Source organism: Sphingomonas sp. (assembly GCF_050725575.1).
GTDB lineage: Bacteria > Pseudomonadota > Alphaproteobacteria > Sphingomonadales > Sphingomonadaceae > Sphingomonas.
Window position 1 is genome coordinate 35,621 of the sequence record NZ_JBOHHW010000020.1, and the last position, 18,450, is coordinate 54,070.

12 protein-coding genes are annotated in these 18,450 nt (G+C 65.3%); all 12 read right to left on the reverse strand.

The genetic code is table 11. The features are described from left to right. Positions 1-129: 129 nt before the first annotated feature. The 12 genes from ACRECS_RS14555 to ACRECS_RS14610 all read right to left on the reverse strand — a co-directional run bounded on the left by ACRECS_RS14555 (position 130) and on the right by ACRECS_RS14610 (position 18,413). The gene (locus tag ACRECS_RS14555) at positions 130-876 is read right to left on the reverse strand and encodes a FadR/GntR family transcriptional regulator (protein WP_431583668.1); all 747 of its coding nucleotides are present in this window, start codon (positions 874-876) and stop codon (positions 130-132) included. An 85-nt stretch (positions 877-961) separates the two neighbouring features. Further along, complete coding sequence (locus tag ACRECS_RS14560) at positions 962-3,901, reverse strand: TonB-dependent receptor (RefSeq protein ID WP_431583669.1); 2,940 nt, start codon at positions 3,899-3,901, stop codon at positions 962-964. Positions 3,902-4,347: 446 nt separating this feature from the next. Further along, positions 4,348-5,226, reverse strand: coding sequence for a rhamnogalacturonan acetylesterase (locus ACRECS_RS14565; protein ID WP_431583670.1), 879 nt, complete (start codon positions 5,224-5,226; stop codon positions 4,348-4,350). A 12-nt stretch (positions 5,227-5,238) separates the two neighbouring features. Continuing rightward, entirely contained in the window at positions 5,239-5,991 is a 753-nt protein-coding gene (locus ACRECS_RS14570) for an SDR family NAD(P)-dependent oxidoreductase (protein ID WP_431583671.1), read from the reverse strand. Beyond that, entirely contained in the window at positions 5,988-7,289 is a 1,302-nt protein-coding gene (locus ACRECS_RS14575; RefSeq protein WP_431583672.1) for an MFS transporter, read from the reverse strand. The genes ACRECS_RS14570 and ACRECS_RS14575 overlap by 4 nt, the downstream gene beginning before the upstream one ends. Further along, positions 7,289-9,475, reverse strand: a complete 2,187-nt coding sequence (locus ACRECS_RS14580; protein WP_431583673.1) for an alginate lyase family protein — start codon at positions 9,473-9,475, stop codon at positions 7,289-7,291. Before ACRECS_RS14580 ends, ACRECS_RS14575 begins: the two co-directional genes overlap by 1 nt. Further along, positions 9,476-11,686 carry a polysaccharide lyase 6 family protein gene (locus tag ACRECS_RS14585; protein WP_431583674.1) on the reverse strand — a complete coding sequence of 737 codons (2,211 nt, stop codon included), beginning with the start codon at positions 11,684-11,686 and terminating at the stop codon, positions 9,476-9,478. It lies immediately after the preceding gene. Positions 11,687-11,903: 217 nt separating this feature from the next. Then, on the reverse strand, positions 11,904-13,010 hold the full coding sequence (locus ACRECS_RS14590; protein ID WP_431583675.1) for a DUF2817 domain-containing protein: 1,107 nt from the start codon (positions 13,008-13,010) through the stop codon (positions 11,904-11,906). Positions 13,011-13,014: 4 nt separating this feature from the next. Continuing rightward, the gene (locus tag ACRECS_RS14595) at positions 13,015-14,166 is read right to left on the reverse strand and encodes an MFS transporter (RefSeq protein WP_431583676.1); all 1,152 of its coding nucleotides are present in this window, start codon (positions 14,164-14,166) and stop codon (positions 13,015-13,017) included. Beyond that, a complete protein-coding gene (locus tag ACRECS_RS14600; protein ID WP_431583677.1) occupies positions 14,156-15,634 on the reverse strand; it encodes an aldehyde dehydrogenase family protein in 1,479 nt (492 codons plus the stop codon). The genes ACRECS_RS14595 and ACRECS_RS14600 overlap by 11 nt, the downstream gene beginning before the upstream one ends. Continuing rightward, positions 15,631-17,235 (reverse strand): GMC family oxidoreductase, encoded by a 1,605-nt coding sequence (locus ACRECS_RS14605; protein WP_431583678.1) that lies wholly within the window; start codon positions 17,233-17,235, stop codon positions 15,631-15,633. Before ACRECS_RS14605 ends, ACRECS_RS14600 begins: the two co-directional genes overlap by 4 nt. After that, a complete protein-coding gene (locus ACRECS_RS14610; RefSeq protein WP_431583679.1) occupies positions 17,232-18,413 on the reverse strand; it encodes an amidohydrolase in 1,182 nt (393 codons plus the stop codon). Before ACRECS_RS14610 ends, ACRECS_RS14605 begins: the two co-directional genes overlap by 4 nt. Positions 18,414-18,450 lie beyond the last annotated feature (37 nt).

The following is an 18,450-nucleotide window of genomic DNA, read 5'->3' on the forward strand; positions in this document are numbered from 1 at the left end:
ATCTTGCGGGATCGCCCCGCCCGTCATCGCCTTGCGCGTTGGCTTGCCATTAATGCGAACGGCTCGCAAGTACTGTATGATGCCTGCCGGACATTTCTGACTTGCCCGCCGTTCCCGATCTGCGCTGCCTCACCCGAGTTGTGCGCTCATCCGGAACCGCGCGCGGCTCGCCGCGGCGCGGTGCTTGGTTTCCTCGATCTCGCGTTCCTCGGTCGCGTCCAGCATCGCCTCGAGCAACCGGTTGAAATGCTGGCGCATCGCGATCCGCGCCGCCTGCGGATCACGCCGCGCCAGCCCGTCGACGATCGCGGCATGTTCCGCCTGCCGCGCGGAGCCGTCATGGTGACATACCGACGCATGCGTGGTGCGTACCTCGGCAATCTCGGTGCGCAGCCGCCACAGTGTTTCGATCACATGGATGATCGCCTTGTTGCCCGACGCGGCGGCAATGGTCAGGTGGAACAGACGGTCGATCGCGGTGACCTCGTCATCCTCGAGATTATCCTGCGCCATCTGGTTGAGCAGGTCGCGCAGGATGGCGAGATCGCCCTCGGAAATGATCGGCGCAGCCAGTGCCGCCGCCTCGGATTCGAACAACAGTCGCGCTTCGGTCAGCTCGAACGCGCTGACCGCCGGCAACTGGCCGGTGTCCTGTGCCGCCGTCTCCGATACATAGACTCCGGAGCCGGTCTTGATCCGGATCCGCCCGGTTGCCTGCAGCGCAATCTCCGCCTCGCGGATCGTGACGCGACTGACGCCGAAACGCTCGGAAAGCTCGCGTTCGCCCGGCAAGCGCGATCCCGGCGGGAATGCCCCCTGGTCGATCAGCGCGACGATCTGGTCCGCGACATTCTGAAAAAGACGACGATCTGCCATTGGCCTAACAATTCCTCCGCTTGTCGCCCGGATTGTCATACCACTTGGCCCGGACGACACAAGCCGTCCGGGTGGCCATGATGGATCAGAAACGCACCCGCGCGCCGATGAAATATTTCGAGCCGTAATAATGATATTGCCGGCTGCTGCCATAGACCGGCATGTCGGTGACCTTGGCGTCGTTGAACACGTTGAGCGCCTCGACCCGCAGCGAGAGGTTGCGGTTCACATTGTACGACATGCGCAGATTGACCAGGTTCGACGGACGCACGAAGCGCAGCTGCGTATTGCCGCCGACAAAGTCCTGATAATAGCTCGATCGATAGGTGTAGACCGCCTCCAGCGACAGGCCTTTATACTGATAATAAAGCTGGGCTGAGCCGGTATGTTTCGAATAGCCCGACAGGTTGGCGGCCGGAATGATGCCCGGGGTGACCACACCGGTCGCGGGATCGATCACATTGCCGAGGCGGATGTCGTAATTCTTGAAGTTCGAATCGGCGTAATTGTAGCTCAGCTTCGCGCCCAAGCCATCGAACGGCGCGGGCAACCAGGAGAAGCGGTTGGAGAGCGTGAGTTCGAGGCCATAGACGCGGCTTTTCTCGTCGCTGTTCTGGCGCTGGGTCACCGGCACGCTGACATCCTGCCCGCCGATATTGAACGTCTCGTTGATCATCACCGGCACGAACCCGCCGCCGAAGCTCTTGTAATAGACCGTGCCGGCGACGATCGTGTCCTTGTTGGGATACCATTCGAGCGCAAGGTCGCCGTTCCACGACATGATCGGCTTGAGCGAGGGCGACCCCTCAGCCTGGATATTGTCGATCGCGTCGGCGATGTTGGCGAACTCGGTACCATCCTCCAGGGTGATACTACGGCCGGCGGCAAGATCGCTCGGCGCAGGGCGCGACATGGCGCGATAGGCGGCGACGCGTGCGACCACGGTTGGTGACAATTCGAAATTGGCGTTCACACTCGGCAGGGCGCGGAAATAGCTGTTGGTTAGCGTCTGCGTCGCGAAATCGTTATTCTCGACCAGCTTGATACCGCCGGAAACGGGAACGACGTCCAGCCCCGCGCGCAGGCCGATCGACCGGAGATCTGTCTGCACCAGGCGCACACCGAAATTGCCGCGGATCGGCGTGCTGCCCAATTCGCTGTCATAAGTCCCCATGACATAGCCCGACCAGACCTTCTCGGTCACATCGGCATTGTCGACCGCGCGGGTATCGGCGCCGATGCCGGGATCCTCGGTGCCCAGATAACCGCGGAACTGGCACAAAGTGTCGAACGTCGCCCAGGACGTGATCGATTGATTCGGCGCATCGTGCAGATAGCCGGTCTGCGGGAATGGCGTGCGGCAGGCCTCATTGACGCGCTTGTCGACCGCGCGATCATCCTGAGTGACCTCTACGATATTGTTGATGTTGATATAGCGGCGGTGCGAATAGCGGCCGCCGATATCGATCCGCTTCAGGAAGCCGTCGAATTCGTATCCGGCATCGAGCCGGGCGGCGAAGATCTTGTCCTGCTTATATTCATCGTCGCGACGCAGGCGCGCATCGTCGCTGAACAGCGACCAGTCATTGGCGTTGAAGCGCGGATCGAAGCTGATTTGCGTCGCGAAGCCGTTCCGCGCGTCATAGGTATAGGGAATGCGCTGATTGTTGATCGGCGTGCGCACATTGTTGATGTCGAATGGATCGGTGCGCAGCCGCACGCTGCGCTGGAGCGTGTCACGCTTGGTCTGCGAATAGGAGACATCGGTGCTGATGGTCAGCCGGTCGGTCGCCTTCCAGCTGATCGATGCGCCACCGCCAAGATATTCCTCGTCGCGCGTCAGGTAATTGCCGATCGCATCGACCGATGAGATTCCGGTTGCGTAGACCATGCGATGCTGGTCGTCATACTGGACATTGCGCAGCGAATAGCGCGTCTCGGCCAGCGTCAGATCATGGCGATCCTCGGTATAATCGCGCTTCGAATATTGGAAATCGAGGTTGATATCGATTTTGGAATTCGGCTTCCACTGCAGCGAGCCCATGAACGCGTCGCGCTTGTCCGATTCGGTCATCTGGCGGAATGTGACCGAACTCGGCGCGAGATAGAAAGGCGACCCCGCCGCCCCCTGCTGCCGGGTGATCTCGTTACAATTGCCGGTCGCGTTGGTCAGCGGGTTGCAGGCATAATAGGTGCTGCTTGCGGCATAGGTTTCTTCGGGATTGTTCACCTGATTGCGCTGCACGCCGAGCGCAATGCCGAGCTCGCCGAGGCTGCCCAGATCGAACTGGTCGACATAGCTGGCGGTGCCGCGCCAGCCCCACGCGCCCTGCCCGCGGATCTTGTCCTGATAGGGATTGTAATTGCCCTTCAGCTCGACCTGGATCGAGCGCTTCCCATAATCGAGCGGGCGCAGCGTCTCGAGCTCGATCGTGCCGGCCACGCCGCCTTCGATCAGATCGGCCTGCTGCGACTTGTAGATCTTGATGCCGCTGACCAGTTCCGACGGGAACTGGTTAAAATTCACTGCGCGGTCGCCGCTGCCATTCGACGCTTCGCGGCCATTGAACGTCGTCGCGCTGAGGAACGAGCCGAGACCACGCAGCGCGATCTCGGTGGCGCCGCCCTTTTCCTGATGGCTGGTCGCACCGGTGATGGTCTGGATCGCCTCGCCGATCGACAATGCCGGCAGGTCGCCGATCTCGGTCGAATTGAGCGCGTCGACGATCGCCATCTCCTGCCGCTTCACTGCGATCGAGCTTTCGATCGTCTGGCGGATGCCGGTGACGACGATATCGGGCTCGGACTCCTGCGCCGGCGCCGTCTGGGCGGCAGCGCTATCGTCGGATGCTGTCGCGGCTGATACCGGATCGACAGTCTGCGCCGCAGCCACTGATGCGATCGTCAGGCACCACAGCGCAACGCCGCCGCTCAGCACACGCGACCGCGACCGCGACCGCGACCGCGACCGCGACCGCGACCGCGACCGCGACGTCAAAGCTGCCTGCTGCCGAAATCTGCCCATCATACCTCTCCCCAGGATTTGTTCTTGTCCGCCGATTGATCCGGTCGTGACGATCTGTCAAGGCAGATTGCTATACCAGTTGCATAGTTCTTTCAACCAATATCGCATGACCAATATTGAAACGAAGGGATACCAGTGCAGCGGACCGGCTCCATCCTGCTCTTCGGCGAGTTGCTGCTGCGGCTGAGCCCGGTGGCGGCGGCGACGGGATGCAGCGGGCTGGCGTTGGCTGACTGCAGGCACAGCGCGATCGGCAAGATGGCGCTGTTCGCCCGCTCCTGCCGGAAAAGTCCGGCTTGGAACCGGGGTCGTACAAAATAAGTATATCTACTTGATAATATACGGTATTTAGTAATTCTCGGTCAGTGACACGGCAGAGATATGACACAAACCTGGTGTCCCATATCTCCGCCTGACCCATCGCACGGATCCACCCAACTCACACCCTAGGGCACCAGCTGGCTGCGCAGCGGCGGCACGGCCCTGGCCAGCCCATTGGCGACCAGCCGGGAAAAGACGCGCGCGCCGGCGTCGCCGACATGGGTATAGTCGAACTTCCGGGCATATTGCCCGCGTGGCCCGTCGGCAGTTGGCGGTGCCTCGCGCACACGCGCCTCGGTGGCGGGGCGCGGCCGCATCGTCGTACCGGTCTTCGCTGCCGTCACTTCCTCGGGAATCGGATCAGTCATGGCGAGCTTCATTGCCTCGACCGGACCGATCCGCTGCACCACCCGCGCGCTGTCGGCGTTGAGATCGATCAGCGGTGTCGCGGTCGCCGCCGCAACCTTGCGCACCTGATCCGACCAGATATCGAGCGTGTTAAGGATCTTGCCGTCCTTGAAATCGCGCCGCACCAGCGGCGTCAGCAGCACCGGAATGCCACCCGCAGCACGTACCTCCGCGACATAGCGGGTGAGGTTCGCCGGGAATTCGTTGTCGATCGCGGTCCAGCGTTCGGGCGCGGAGGACTGGTCGTTATGTCCGAACTGGATCAGCACATAGGTGGCGGCATAACCTGCCGCCCTGATCTCGTTCTGCACGATCGCCCAGGATCCCTCCTGGCGATAGCTGCGCGTCGAGCGACCGCCCCGCCCCATATTGAGGCAGGCGACATTCGACTTCACATGCTCGGCGCAGAAGATCGACGCCCAGCCGCTGCCCACCGCCATGGTCGAATCCCCGACCAGGATCAGCTTGTACGCCGTGATCGGGGGCGCATCGGTGCGCGTCTTCGGCACTTCGCCGGCGACGCGCGGATGGGCCGGCTCGTCCTGCGCCAGCGCCGGTGTCGTCACCAGCGCCAGCGCGAGAAGCATGTGTCGCATCATTTTCCTTCCTCAGGAGAAGAACAGGCCGCCGTTAATGTCGAGATTGACCCCGGTCAGGAACGCCGCATCTTCCGACAGGAGATAGGCAACCGCCGCGGCGACCTCGTCCGGATGCCCCTCGCGGCGCAGTGGCGTGTTGCCGGCGACGGCGGCACGCCCTTCGGGCTTGGAGAAGATGTCGTGAAAGCTGGTCCCGATCAGGCCTGGGCACAACGCGTTGACGCGGATCCCCTGCGGCCCCAGTTCCTTGGCCCAGCCGCGTGTGATGGTCATCAGCGCTCCCTTCGCTGCGGCATAGACCGACGCGCCCGGACCACCGCCGTCACGCCCGGCCAGCGAGGCGAGATTGACGATCGCGCTACCCCGCCCGAGATGCGGCAGCACTGCCTTGGTAACGAGGAAGGCGGAGCGGAAATTCAGGCCCATCACCTCGTCGAAGAAGGCCGCGTCCATCTCGGCCAGCGTCTTGCGCGCAACCATGCCGCCCGCGCAATTGACGAGATAGTCGATGTGCGAACCGAAGGCGCCGGTGGTCGCCGCGACGAGCGCCGCGACCTGATCGGCATCGGTCACATCGGCACGCTGCACCAGCGCGGTGCCGCCTGCCGCGGTGATCGCCTCGGCGGTCGCCCGCGCGGCGGCCTCGTCGCTGCGATAGTTGATCACCACTGCGGCGCCTTCGCTCGCCAGCCGCAGCGAGATCGACTTGCCGATGTCGCGTCCGCCGCCGGTGACGATCGCGATCTTGTTCTTGAATTTCATGGTCTGGCCTCTTCAATGATGGGCGTTGCAAGCGGCGCGACGGGCGCTGTGCGTCCGCCGAGCAGCCAGATGGCAAGGACTCCGAGCGGCACGATCGCCGCCGAGAGTGCGAAGATCGGGCCGTAGCCGTCGACTGTCATGATCGGCACGAGCCAGGTGGTGATCAGTGTGCCCGCGACCGCCGCCGTGCCGCCGATCCCGGCCAGCGAGCCGACCGTACCGCCGGCGAAATAGTCGCCCGGCAAGGTCTGGATATTGTTGATCGCGATCTGGAAGCCGAACAAGACCACCGCAATCAGCAGCACCGCATAAAGCGGGGTCGCCGCCGTGGCGGTCAGCAGCAGCGCCGGCAGCATGATCACGCCGCCTGCGGTGATGATCGCCTGGCGCGCGCGCAGCGCCGACCAGCCGCGCCGGATCAGCATCCCCGACGCCCAGCCGCCGAGCAGACTGCCCAGCATCGCGCCCACGAACGGCACCCAGGCAAACAGCCCGATCTGCTTGACGTCGAAGCCGAACGTCTCGGCGAGGTAGATCGGCAGCCAGGAGACGAACAGCCACCATACCGGATCGAGAAAGAAACGGCTGACCAGAATTGCCCAGGTTTCGCGGTGGCGCAGCAATTGCCCCATGCCCGGCGCATAACCGGCGGCGGCCTGCGAAGATTTAGCTTCGCCTTCGCCGGCGATATGCGCACGCTCCGCTTCGCTCAGCCAGGGATGCGCGCCGGGCTCGCCGCGATAAAGGAACAGCCACGGCACCAGCCAAAGGATGCCGAGCACACCGATCAGCAGGAAGGTCGCGCGCCACCCGATCGCTTCGTACAGCAATGCCACCAGCGGCGCTGAGATGATTGCGCCGATCGCTGCGCCGGAATTGAAAATGCCCTGCGCGAGCGCACGTTCGGCCGGTGGGAACCATGCGGCATTGGCCTTGACTGCGCCCGGCCAGTTGCCCGCCTCGCTCAGCCCCAGCGTCACGCGCAGGAAACCGAGCAGGCCGAGCGAGCGGACCAGCGCATGCGCGGCGATCGACACCGACCAGAAGAAGATCGAGGCGACGAACCCCATGCGCGTGCCAATCACATCGAGCACGCGCCCGAACAGCGACTGGCCAACGGCATAGGCAATCATGAATGCCGTCACGAGCAGCGCATAATCGGCCTTGTCCGCGCCGATATCCTTCGACACCGCCGGCCACATCACCGCCAGCGCATTGCGGTCGATATAATTAATCACCGTCGCCAGCCCGATCAGGCCGATGATGAACCAGCGCAGGCCCCGTATTTTGCCGGCCATCACTTCGCGCCCATCGCATCGATGCGCGCGATGTGCCCGGTCCAGCGGACCGCCCGGCCATCGACCTGCGCTGTGTGCGGCTTACCGGCGCTGACATCGTCGGCGACCGCGACGATCACCGGCGCACCCTTCACCGGCTCGATCACGATCACGTCGCCATCCACGGTGCGGACATGGCGCAGCGCCTTGATCTGGCTGGCGCTGGCGACCGTCGTTTCCGCCGCGGCATCATAGGACCCATGCGGCTCGAGCAGCGAGACGAACATTGTGTCCTTCGCACCCGTCACGCGCTGGATCAACATGGGCTCGCGGCGCAAATTGAAGCGCGGATCATGGGCGCCGCTCTCGCCCAGGATCACCGAGCTGCCGGCCGGCGGAACCATGCGATAGGTGTAGAAACGGCCGCCATTGATCCAGGTCAGCGTCGCCGTATCGGCAGTCGGCGTGCCGGTCGCATCGACCCAGATATGCTGATAGCCATTGGCAGCCCCCAGCACCGGCCGCGCCGCGACATTCGACTGCAACGGAAAACCGACATCGGTGATGTGCCCGGCATAATGCAGCGGCAGATCATAGGTCGCCGGCGCGGCGCCGGTGACGCGCAGCAGGTCAAGCACCACCGGACTGCCCTTCCCCAGGGGCAATTGCACCAGCGTGCGGCGAAAGGTGACGCCGGGCCAGGCGCCGGCCATTTCGGCGGTACTCGCCTTCAGCGCATCGTCACCGGAGAAGAATAGCTGCTTCGGCGCCAGATCCTCGCCGACCTTCCACTTGCCGCCGAAGTTCGAGGTCTCGTTCACCACCAGCGTGTTGTGCGCGATCGTCTGCTTGGCCCAGCTCTCATTTTCCTTGAGGTAGCGGCCGCCGTCCTTGCTCTCGATATTGAGGAAGCGGGCCGAGCCGTAATCGGTCACGATCGCGTTGCCAGCGTCGTAAAGGATCCAGCTCAATTTATCGAAATGGCCATGGCCCATGCCCATCGCGCTGTTCTTGGCGACCAGCACTTCGGCATCGTCCTCGGCGCTCGAGCGCAACACGGCAAGACCACCCTGATCACCGTTCGGCCCATCGCGGAACAATTGCGAGGTATAGGCGAAGGGCCGCGCCTTGCCCGCTGCTAGATCGCGCGCGACGGCAAGCCCGGCCGGCGTGAGGATCGTGCGCCCTTGCCATTTCGCGATCGCCAGGAAACTCGGGTCGCGGGTCGCGGCATAGCCAATCGCGACCGCCTGGTAGAGTTCGTCAGTCTTCAGGCTCTTGTCCGGCATCGCGTCGTTGAGCGGGAAGAAATAGCCGTCATAAGTCAGCTGGATCGTGCTGCGGATCGCCTTGGGCAGCACGCCGCCATGCCGTTCCCAGATCTTCAGCTCGGGCTGGTTGGCCTGGATCGCATCGGCGAACACCACGAACGGCTGCAGCGCATAACGCTGATAATAGGGCCCTTCGGTATAATAGCCGTCGGGCGAGAAGAGCTGGTCGACCTGTGCCAGGAAGCCCGATTTGCCGCTCTTGTCGGTGCCCTTCAATGCGCGCGCGACCAGTTCGGGATCGTGCAGGACATAACCGGTCATGCCGACGCCCGCCGCCGCCCAGGTGGCATGATTGTGGATCAGGTTGAACGTCTTCGCATTCCCGACTGACAGGAACTCGGCCATCTTGCGGAACACATTGGCGTCGATCGTCTCGCGATCGGCCGGGCTCAGCGTGTCGCGGATCGCGTCATAACCCTGTACCCCATAGACCAGCCAGACGCTGTCGTTCAGGCTCTGCCAGAACAGCCGCCCCGCTGCCTCGTTCGCCTTGGCCGGATGCGGCCCAAGCGTGGGGTAGAGCTTGGCGTACTCAAGCAGCATGGTCCGCGCGAAATCGGCATAGGCCTTGTCGCCGGTGATGCGGTACAGCAGCCCGGCACCATAGAGCGCCATATAATTGCGCTTATGCTGTTCGTGCGTGAATCCGCCGCCCGGATCCTTCGGCACCGGCACCACGATCCCGGCACGCATCGCCTTGTCGACCGCCTTTTTGGTCCGCTCGAACTCGGCGGCGAACAGCGGATAGCGTTTGGCGTCGGTCGCCATGGTCTTCAGGCCGGCGGCGTCGAACAGCACCGGCGCGGCCTGCGCTTGCGCCATGCCCGGTGTTAGCGCCGCCAGGGAAAGCCCAAGCGCCCAGAGGGAGATACGCATTTACAGGCCCTTCTTATTATCGGCGATCACAGCCCGGGGCGGCCCCTTATAGGCCAGTTCAACCACGGTCGGCGGCGGTGTGCGATCGAGCGAATTGCCGCTGATCATGGTGTGCGGCGATCCGACACTGTGCGTGACCTGGATGCCGCCGCTGCCCTGGAAGCGATTGCCGGTGATGGCGGTTTCCTGGACGCCCGACAGCTTGATCGCGCCGCTCCCCGCGATGGTCGACCCGGACAAGGTGAAGCGCGGGCCGAAGGTGCTTTCGTCGGTGCCGGCGCGCAGCATATCGGCGACCGTGCCGACCTTGTCGAATTGCGAGCTGGCGATCGAAACCTGTTCGGCGCCGTACCAGCCCTCCTTGCCGGTCTCCGCCGCCAGCGCCAATACCGTGCCCGAAACGCCGGTAAATGCGCTGTCGCGGATCGAGATATCGCCGGCGAGCGTTGCCGGCGTCGTCGCCAGCACGTCGAAGCCGGGCGCACCATCGAGATGTTCGAAGCGCACGTCGGCGATGGTCAGGCGATAATTTTCGAGCATCGGCTGAGCACTGCTGCGGATCACTGCATTGCCCGGACGGCGCGGCGCATCGGCACCATCGATCGCCACGCCATCGAGTGCAAGGCTGCCGCCTTCTTCGAGTTGGAACAAGGTTGGCCCTGCCATGCGCAGAGTGGCGCGGCCCGAGGTCATTGCGCGGACTGTCAGTGGCGATCGCACAGCCAGCGGCGTGGTGACGGGATAGCTGCCGTCTGCCAGTTCCAGCACGCTACCGGGCGCTGCTGCGGCAACCTGCGCCGACAGCGATTGCGCTGGCGTAACGCGGACGACCGGGCCTGCGTTGAATACCACCGGCCGAGACGCAGGCTTGGCATACCAGTCGACACCGACTTGCTCGCGCGTGATTGGCGTCAGGTCGCGCCGCGCACCCAGTGCCGCCAGCGCGGGATCGACCGGGTAAAGCAGGCCGTTCTTCGCGCGCGCCAGCGTTACGGCCTGTCGGGCCAGACCGGGGGCAGTGGCACCTTTGGCGTCCACCACATTGTCGGCGAACTGCACACCAGCGATATCGGACTCGAGACGCAGCGGATCCTGCCCGCCCGCGCCGGTGATGAGATTGTCGGCGATCCGCGTTTCGCGCGGCGCCTGCGATCGTTCCGCATCGGCGCCGGCGCCGATCGTCACGCGCGCCACGTCGATCAGGCTGTTATGCTCGATCAGCGCCTGACGCACCGGCATATAGCGGTTCACCGGCGAATTGGGCACGCCGTTCATCACCGCGATCGCGCTGGTGAAGTCGATGCCCGCCAGCCCTTCCATATAATTGTTGCGGATGGTCTGGCGCTCGTTGATCACGCGGATGCCGCCGCTATGCGCCACGCCCTGGCCGAGAAAGATATTATCCTCGACGATATTGCCGCTGCCATGGCGCAGCACGACCGAGCCCTGCGATTTCAGGAAGAGGTTGCGGCGGACGATGTTGGCGCCCGACTTGACCGAGATGATCTCGACCTCGCCATCACACTGCTCGAACAGATTATCCTCGACGACCGTGTGGGAATCGCTGGCGGATTCGGTGCTGGTGCCGATGCGGATCGTCTCTCCACCATTGGAGCCGAGCGGCGGGCGGGGGCCGAAATAAACATGGTCGATCCGCGCGCGATTATCGAGCGGCATGCCCTGTTGCCGCACCACGATCAGCATCGCCCCGGCGTTCTGCTTGCCCTCGAAATGCGAATGATCGACGCGGTTGTCGCTGCCATAGATCGCGACCCAGTGATCCTCGCGCCGGCGATCGGGATTGTTGAAGCGGTCGATCACGATCCCGGTGATGCGGCTCTGCTCCGCCCAATGCTTCGCGTCGGTGCGAAACGCGATCACCTCGTCGCCCGGCGCATGGCCGTCGCGGAACACCAGGTTCGACGCGACAAGATAGCGGCCGGCGAGCTTCAGGCTGGACTGCCCGGTGAGAATGACTCGCCCGGGGTGCTGCGCGGTCAGCGTGATCGGCTGCCCCTCCTTCCCTTCGCCGGTGAGGATGAGCGCCGCATCGCGCCATTCGCCATCGGCGAGGATGATGGAATCGCCAGGCTGCAGGCGCGCCGCCGCCTCGCGATATTGCGCCTGATCATGGACCAGCAGATCTCGAGCGAACGCCGGAGAGGTTCCCGCCAGCACTGTCGCAGCGGCTGTGATCGCAAAAGCGCGCAAACCCGATTCCTCGCCTGACCTGACCCGTTACCGGACCAGTTTATTTGGACTAGCACTTCTATGCCGATGACTGGCGCAGATGTCTATACCAGATTGCATGACAATATGACCGTGCAATGCCCGGACGATAAACGCCCGGGCGCGGTCAATCGGCAGCGCGGCGACACTGGGCGCCCGCCGTCCAACAATGCTGGTGTTCAGGACGCTCGCGGCGGCGCTAAGCGCCAGCCTGCTCCTCGGCCCGCCAAGCACGGAGGCCTTGCAAGGCCGCATTATGCATCGACCGTCCGATCTCGACGACACGGTCACGCCATAACGGGTCGGTCGGATCATAGGCCGCGCGCAGCCTCGCCCGCAGCGAAGCCCGCAGATCGGCATCTTTCGGCCCAAGCCCCAGGCGCAGCCACCGATCGATCATCACCGCTTCGAATGCCGCGAAGTTGGAGACAGTGCCGATCTCGACCGGCGCACCGACAATGTCGATGTGTGGCGCAAGCCGGCGCAACCCCGGCAACAACAGCCCCGACCAGTCCGGCGTTTCACCGGATTCAAACGCCTGATCCTCGGATTGCAGCCCCTGACCGGCCCACCAGGCCGCCATCCGGCGTCGCGCCGCCGATTCCGGCGCATCAAGCGCAACGACCAGCGGGCAACCATAATCGCCAAAGCCGGTATGCCATTCGAGATACGCCATGCGCCGGCAGACAGCCAGTTCGGTCTCGACGATGTGCCTGACTATCTCGTGCGACGGTGACGGACGAACGCCGCCAAAACCGACTCCACCGGGATGGCTATGCTGCCCGCCGGTAAAGGCAGTCAGTGCCGCCGCCGCGCCCAGTTCACCGGTGAGCGACTGGAACAATGCCCCGACTCGGCCAAGCAGGCCGTCATCCCAATGGTCGGGGCAGACCGTCTCGTGGATCCGCGCATAATCGGGATTGAGCCGCAGCGGCGCATCGAAATCGCCGAAATTGCGCGAGAGATCGACATTATCCGCATCGACGCGGTGGCCGTGCGAGACGCCCCAGGGATTGAGCGCATGGATCATCACCATGTTGCAATCCTCACCCAGCTCACCCGGATCGACATCGGCAGCAAAGGCGCGCTGCGCCGCGGAGCCGGCATGGCCTTCCGCACCGTGCACGCCGGAGACCGAAAGCAGGGTATGCGGCGCGCCTGCCGGCCCGATCACCACCCAGTCGATCGTCAGTTCCTCGCCCTGGATGCCCCTTCCGGGGACGGTCGCCGATTCGAGCCGGCCGCCCAGTGCCGCCATCGCGGTCCGGAAGGCACCCCGCGCCTCTTCATAGCTCTCGACGAACATGATCTCAGCGCTGATCGCTGGACGGTGTGGCGGCGAGCAGCGGCACGGTGAACAGAAAGCTGATCAGGTAGAGCCCCGCCGCCAACACGCCGATCATATGCGGACCGTACACGGCCAGTGTCGCGCCGATCGCCGGGCCGATCGCCGATCCCAGCGCAAGCAATGCCGCCCCCATACTGCTCCAGCGCCCGCTGCGATCGAGCCGGGCCAGCGCGCCGAGAATGAACGGCAGGCCGAAGAACCAGGCGGTCTTCACGATCACAGCGCCCGCGACATAGGCCGCCATCACCGGCAGCGCGAGCAGCAGCGCCGACGCAATCAGGCCAGCAAAAGCGAGCGCGTTTGGGCCGCGCTGGCCGAACCGGTTGCCGGCGGTCATCGACAGGATCGCGCCGGCGATCGCGCCAAGCACCGAAATCCCCAGCAGCACACCGACCTGGCTGCGATCAAGCCCGACCGCCAGCCCCATCCGCTCCTGGAACGACCATAAGGTGGTGTGGCCGGCATAAAGGCACAGCAGCGCCAGCGCGCCGCAGATCGCGGGGACATTGATCGTCCAGCCACTCTCCACAACCTTACTGGCCAGTGCCGCCGGTGGCGGCGCGGGCGGGATCAGTCGCGTACAGACCAGGCCAATCACCGCGACCATCGCCAGCACCGCGACGATCCCCAGCAAGCCGAACGTCTGCGCGATCCAGCCCGACAGAGTCAGGAGAATGGCGGCATAAGTCAGGTTGACGAAGGTCGCGATCGCCCAGACCCGTTGCGGATCGGCGCGCCCGGCATAGGCGGCGAATACGGTCGATGCGGTGAAGCCCATCGCCAGGCCGAAGGCGGCACGGATCGCAAGCAACGGCACGAAGCCGCCCGCTCTGGCGGTCAGCAGGCTGGTGACGATCATCACCACCAGGCCGGTCGCGGCGAGCATCGGGCGCTTCGCCCGGTGCAGGACGAGATAGAAGAGCAGCAGCCCAAGCGCATAAGCGCCATTCTCCGCGGCGAGCGCCAGGCTGGCCTGCGACGCGGTGAGGTGAAGCTCATCGATATACAGGCCGAGCATCACCGGGCTCAGCGTGGCGCTGGTCATCGCGCCAGTGCCGATGACGATCAGCGCGGCAAGGCTGGCGGGCGATTCCCGCAGCGGCTCACCCGACATAGGTAATCGCCTGTGGTGCGGTGAAGGCAGCGAGGCCGGCCAGCCCGCCCTCGATCCCGAAGCCGGATTGCTTGCGCGGCTCGAACGGCGTGCCGAGCGCGAGGCCCGGCCGTGCCGCCGGTGTGACGATCACGTCCAGCGATCCGACCGACAAGCCGGCCGCGATCCGCTCGGCCGCGTCGCGGTCCGCGCCCCAGACGGTTGCGCCAAGACCATAGGGGCCATCTTCCGCCAGCCTGATCGCTTCGTCCTGATCATCATATTCCTGCACCGTCAGCACCGGGCCGAATATCTCCTGCTGCACCAGCGCGCCATCCTGGGCTGTATCGAGCACCAGTTCCGGCGCAACATAGAAGCCGTCCGCCGACAGGCCGCCAGGCACCTCTGACAGCGGCACGACCCGCCCGGTCCGGCGCGCGATCTCGCGAAAGCGCTGCACGACATCATATTGGTTGCGGCTGGCGAGTGGCCCAAGCCGCGTCGCCGGGTCGCGCGGATCACCGATCGGCCAGTCCGACGCGGCGGCAAGCAAACCTTCGACCGCTGCATCCAGCCCGCCCTTCGGTACTAGCAGCCGGGTGCGCGCCGCGCACCATTGGCCGGTATTCCAGAACGCCGCCGCAAAGACGCCCGGCCAGATCTCCGCCTGATCGATCATGTCGGGCAGCACCAGTTGCGGCGACTTGCCGCCACATTCCATCATCAGCGGCTTGAGCGAACGCGATGCCGAGGCCTGGATGATCGCCTGGCCGGTACGGGTCGAGCCGGTAAAGGCGATCATGTCGACACCGGGATGCGCCGCCAGCGCCGCGCCGGTCGTGTGGCCGGCGCCCGGCACGACATTGAACACGCCGGGTGGCAAGCCCGCCTCGCTCGCCAGTTGCGCGAGCAGCACGGCGGAACGCGGCGACAGCTCCGATGGCTTGAGCACCAGCGTATTGCCGGCCGCCAGGATCGGCGCGGCGCGGATCAGCACATTGGCGGTGGGGAAATTCCACGGCGTGATCGCGCCGACCACGCCGCGCGGCCGCCGCACCGCGCCATCGGCACGATCCGCCAGCGCGGGGATCATGCCGGCATAATGGCCGATCAACAGCGGCCCCTGCGAAATCAGCGCCTTGGCGTCGGCTATGGGTCGGCCGACTTCGAGCGTTTCGAGCCAGGCAAGCTGCTCGACTTCCTCGGCAATGCGCGCGGCCCAGCCGAGCAGCAGCGCCGCGCGATCGGCAGTGCCGATCCGCCCCCAATCGCCGAGGAAGGCCGACCGCGCCGCGGTCACCGCTGCCTCGACCGCCTCGGCCCCACCATCGTCGAACCCGCCGAGGACATCGCCGGTCGCGGGGTTGACGCTGACGATCGGGTCGCCGCCGAACGCCCGGGTCTCGCCGTGAATCCAGGCATGGCCCAGGCTTTCCGGAAACGGTGCATCCCAGTCAGGCAGAATCCGGACAGCGGCGGGGGAATTCATACAGGCATTCCAATCAGGTCTGCGGCTCTGTCACCGATCATCATCGCGACGGCCTGGGTGTTTCCGCTGATGTGGCGGGGCATGACGGAGGCATCGGCGACGAACAGTCCCGCGACACCGCGCACCTTGAGCTGCGGGTCGACCACCGATGCGGCGTCCGATCCCATCCGGCACGTGCCGACCGGATGATAGATGGGTGCCGCCAGGCTGCGGATCTCGCGCTCGCCATCGGCGGCATCCCCGCTCAGATCGGGCCAGCCGATCCGCTCCACGACAAAGTCGCGGAACGCCGGTGCATCGACGATGCGGCCGCACAATTCGACCCCGCGCCGCAATGTCGCCAGATCCTCGGGTGCGTCGAGCAGTTGCGGATAGATCAGCGGCGCGGCGGTCGGATCATTGCTCGCCAAATCGATCCGCCCCTTGCTGCGCGGATGATTGACGCTGGGAACGACGCTGACCATCGGGAACGGCGCCAGCTTGCGGTCGGCGCCGCGGCCGATATGACCGAACACCGTCAAATGGATCTGGATATCCGGCGACTGCAGGCCCACCAGAGTCCGCGCAAAGCCGACGGCCTGCGCGGTGGCGGCCGCCGCCGGCCCCTTCCCGACCAGCCACAACAGCATCGCGCGCGCCATCCCGAACAGGCCGACCTGCTGGTTGACCGTCGGGACGGTGACCTTCAGGCCCATCCACAGGCCGACATGCTCCATCAGATTGCGGCCGACCTCGGGCGCATCGGCGACAACTGGAATGCCGAGCTCGCGCAGCCGCGCGGCCGGGCCGATCCCCGACAGCATCAGCAATTGCGGCGTATGGATCGCGCCGCTCGACAGGATCACCCCCTTGCGCGCGCTGATCGTGCGGATCGCGCCATCCTGTTCGAATTCCACACCGGTCGCCCGGCCGCTTTCGACAATCACCCGGCGCGCACGCGCGCCCTGCAGCATGACCGCGGCACCGCCGGCGATCGCCGGCTTCAGAAAGGCGGTGAAGCTGTCATGGCGACGGCCTTTCCTTGCCGAGCTCTGCACATAGCCGATACCGTCCTGCCGCTCGCCATTGATATCGGGATTGAACGGCAGCCCCGCCTCGCCCGCCGCCGCGATGAAGCGCGGGGTGAGTTCATGGACATAGGGCAAGGGCGACACGTGCAGTGGCCCGGTCGCGCCGCGTATCTGGGATTCGGCATAGCTGCTGGTCTCGATCCGCCGGAAATAGGGCAGCACATCGCGATACCCCCAGCCCTCCGCGCCCAGATCGCGCCACGCATCGAAATCCTCCGGCGCACCGCGCACGAAGATCGTGCCGTTGATCCGCGTGCTGCCGCCGGGGCCAAGGCCGCGCGGCCAGTCCTCGCTGCGGTCCAGGCGGCTGGGGTCGGGCTGCGACACCAGCTTCCAGTCGTAAAAGGGATGGCCATTGGTGTGAATCGTCGAGGCCGGGATCGCCTCGATCTTCAGCCGTCCCGCCCGTCCCGCCTCAAGCACCGCAACGCGCGTGCCGGGCACCGCCGCCAGCCGCCCGGCCACCGCACAACCGCTCGCGCCGGCACCGACCACCACATAATCGACCATCTCCGTATCGCTCTTGCTCATGCTGCTTCGCGCGCCCCACCGAGTTTCAAGTCGACCAGCTTGAGAAAGAAGCTCGCCCCGATCGGCAAGAGCCGATCCTCGAAATCATAATCCGGACTGTGCAGCATCGGCGTGTCGTCGGCGACGCGCGTGCCGAGCAGGACATAGGCGCCGGGCAGCTGTTCCAGCATATAGGCGAAATCCTCCGAGCCGGTGACCGGCGGCATATCGCGGATCACCGCGTCCATGCCGAGCATGTCGGTCAGGGCCGTGGCCGCGATCCCGGCTTCACCGGCATGGTTGACGGTCGGCGGGAACAGGATGTCGAAGCTGACCTCGCAACGCACGTCATGCGCCAGATCTACACCCGCGCAACGCCGGCGCAGCTCCGCTTCCAGCGCCTGCATCGTCGCCGCGTCGAACGCGCGCGCGGTCCCGGTCAGCGTCACACTATCCGGCACGACGTTGAACGCACTGCCGCCATTGATCGACGCGACGGTGATCACCGCCATGCCGCTCGCCTGGATTCGCCGTGCCGGGATCGCTTCGATCAAGGTGACCAGTTCAGCCGCCGCCGACACCGGGCTGGCCGTCAGATGCGGTGTGGCGGCATGACCGCCCTGCCCGCGCACCTCGACCCGGAACCGCGCCGCGCCCGCACACGCCGGCCCGGCATGCACCGCGGCCGTGCCGAACGGCAGGGGCGGCGCATTATGCAATGCGTACACCGCCTCGCACGCAAAGCGCTCGAACAGGCCGGCATCGATCATCGCCTGCGCGCCGCCCAGCCCTTCCTCGGCCGGCTGGAAGATCAAATTGACCGTGCCCGCAAAATCGCGCCGCCCGGCCAGCACCTGCGCCGCACCGAGCAGCATCGCGGTATGACCGTCATGGCCACAGGCGTGCATCAGGCCGGGCCGGGTCGAACGATACGCCGCCTGCCCCTGCTCCTCGATCGGCAGTGCATCCATATCGGCGCGCAGCCCGATGCCCGGTCCCGGCCGATCACCCCGCACCACCCCCACCACCCCGGTGCCGCCGATCCCGACATGGGTTTCGATGCCCCATGACCGCAGCCGGTCGGCGACGAATGCCGCTGTTTCCACTTCCTCGAAACCAAGTTCGGGATGCTGATGGAAATGCCGCCGCCACGCCGTCATGTCGGCGACAAGCGGGGCGATCTCGCGATCCAGGGTCATGGCCGGGTTCATCATGGCGCCGACCTTAGCCCCGGCG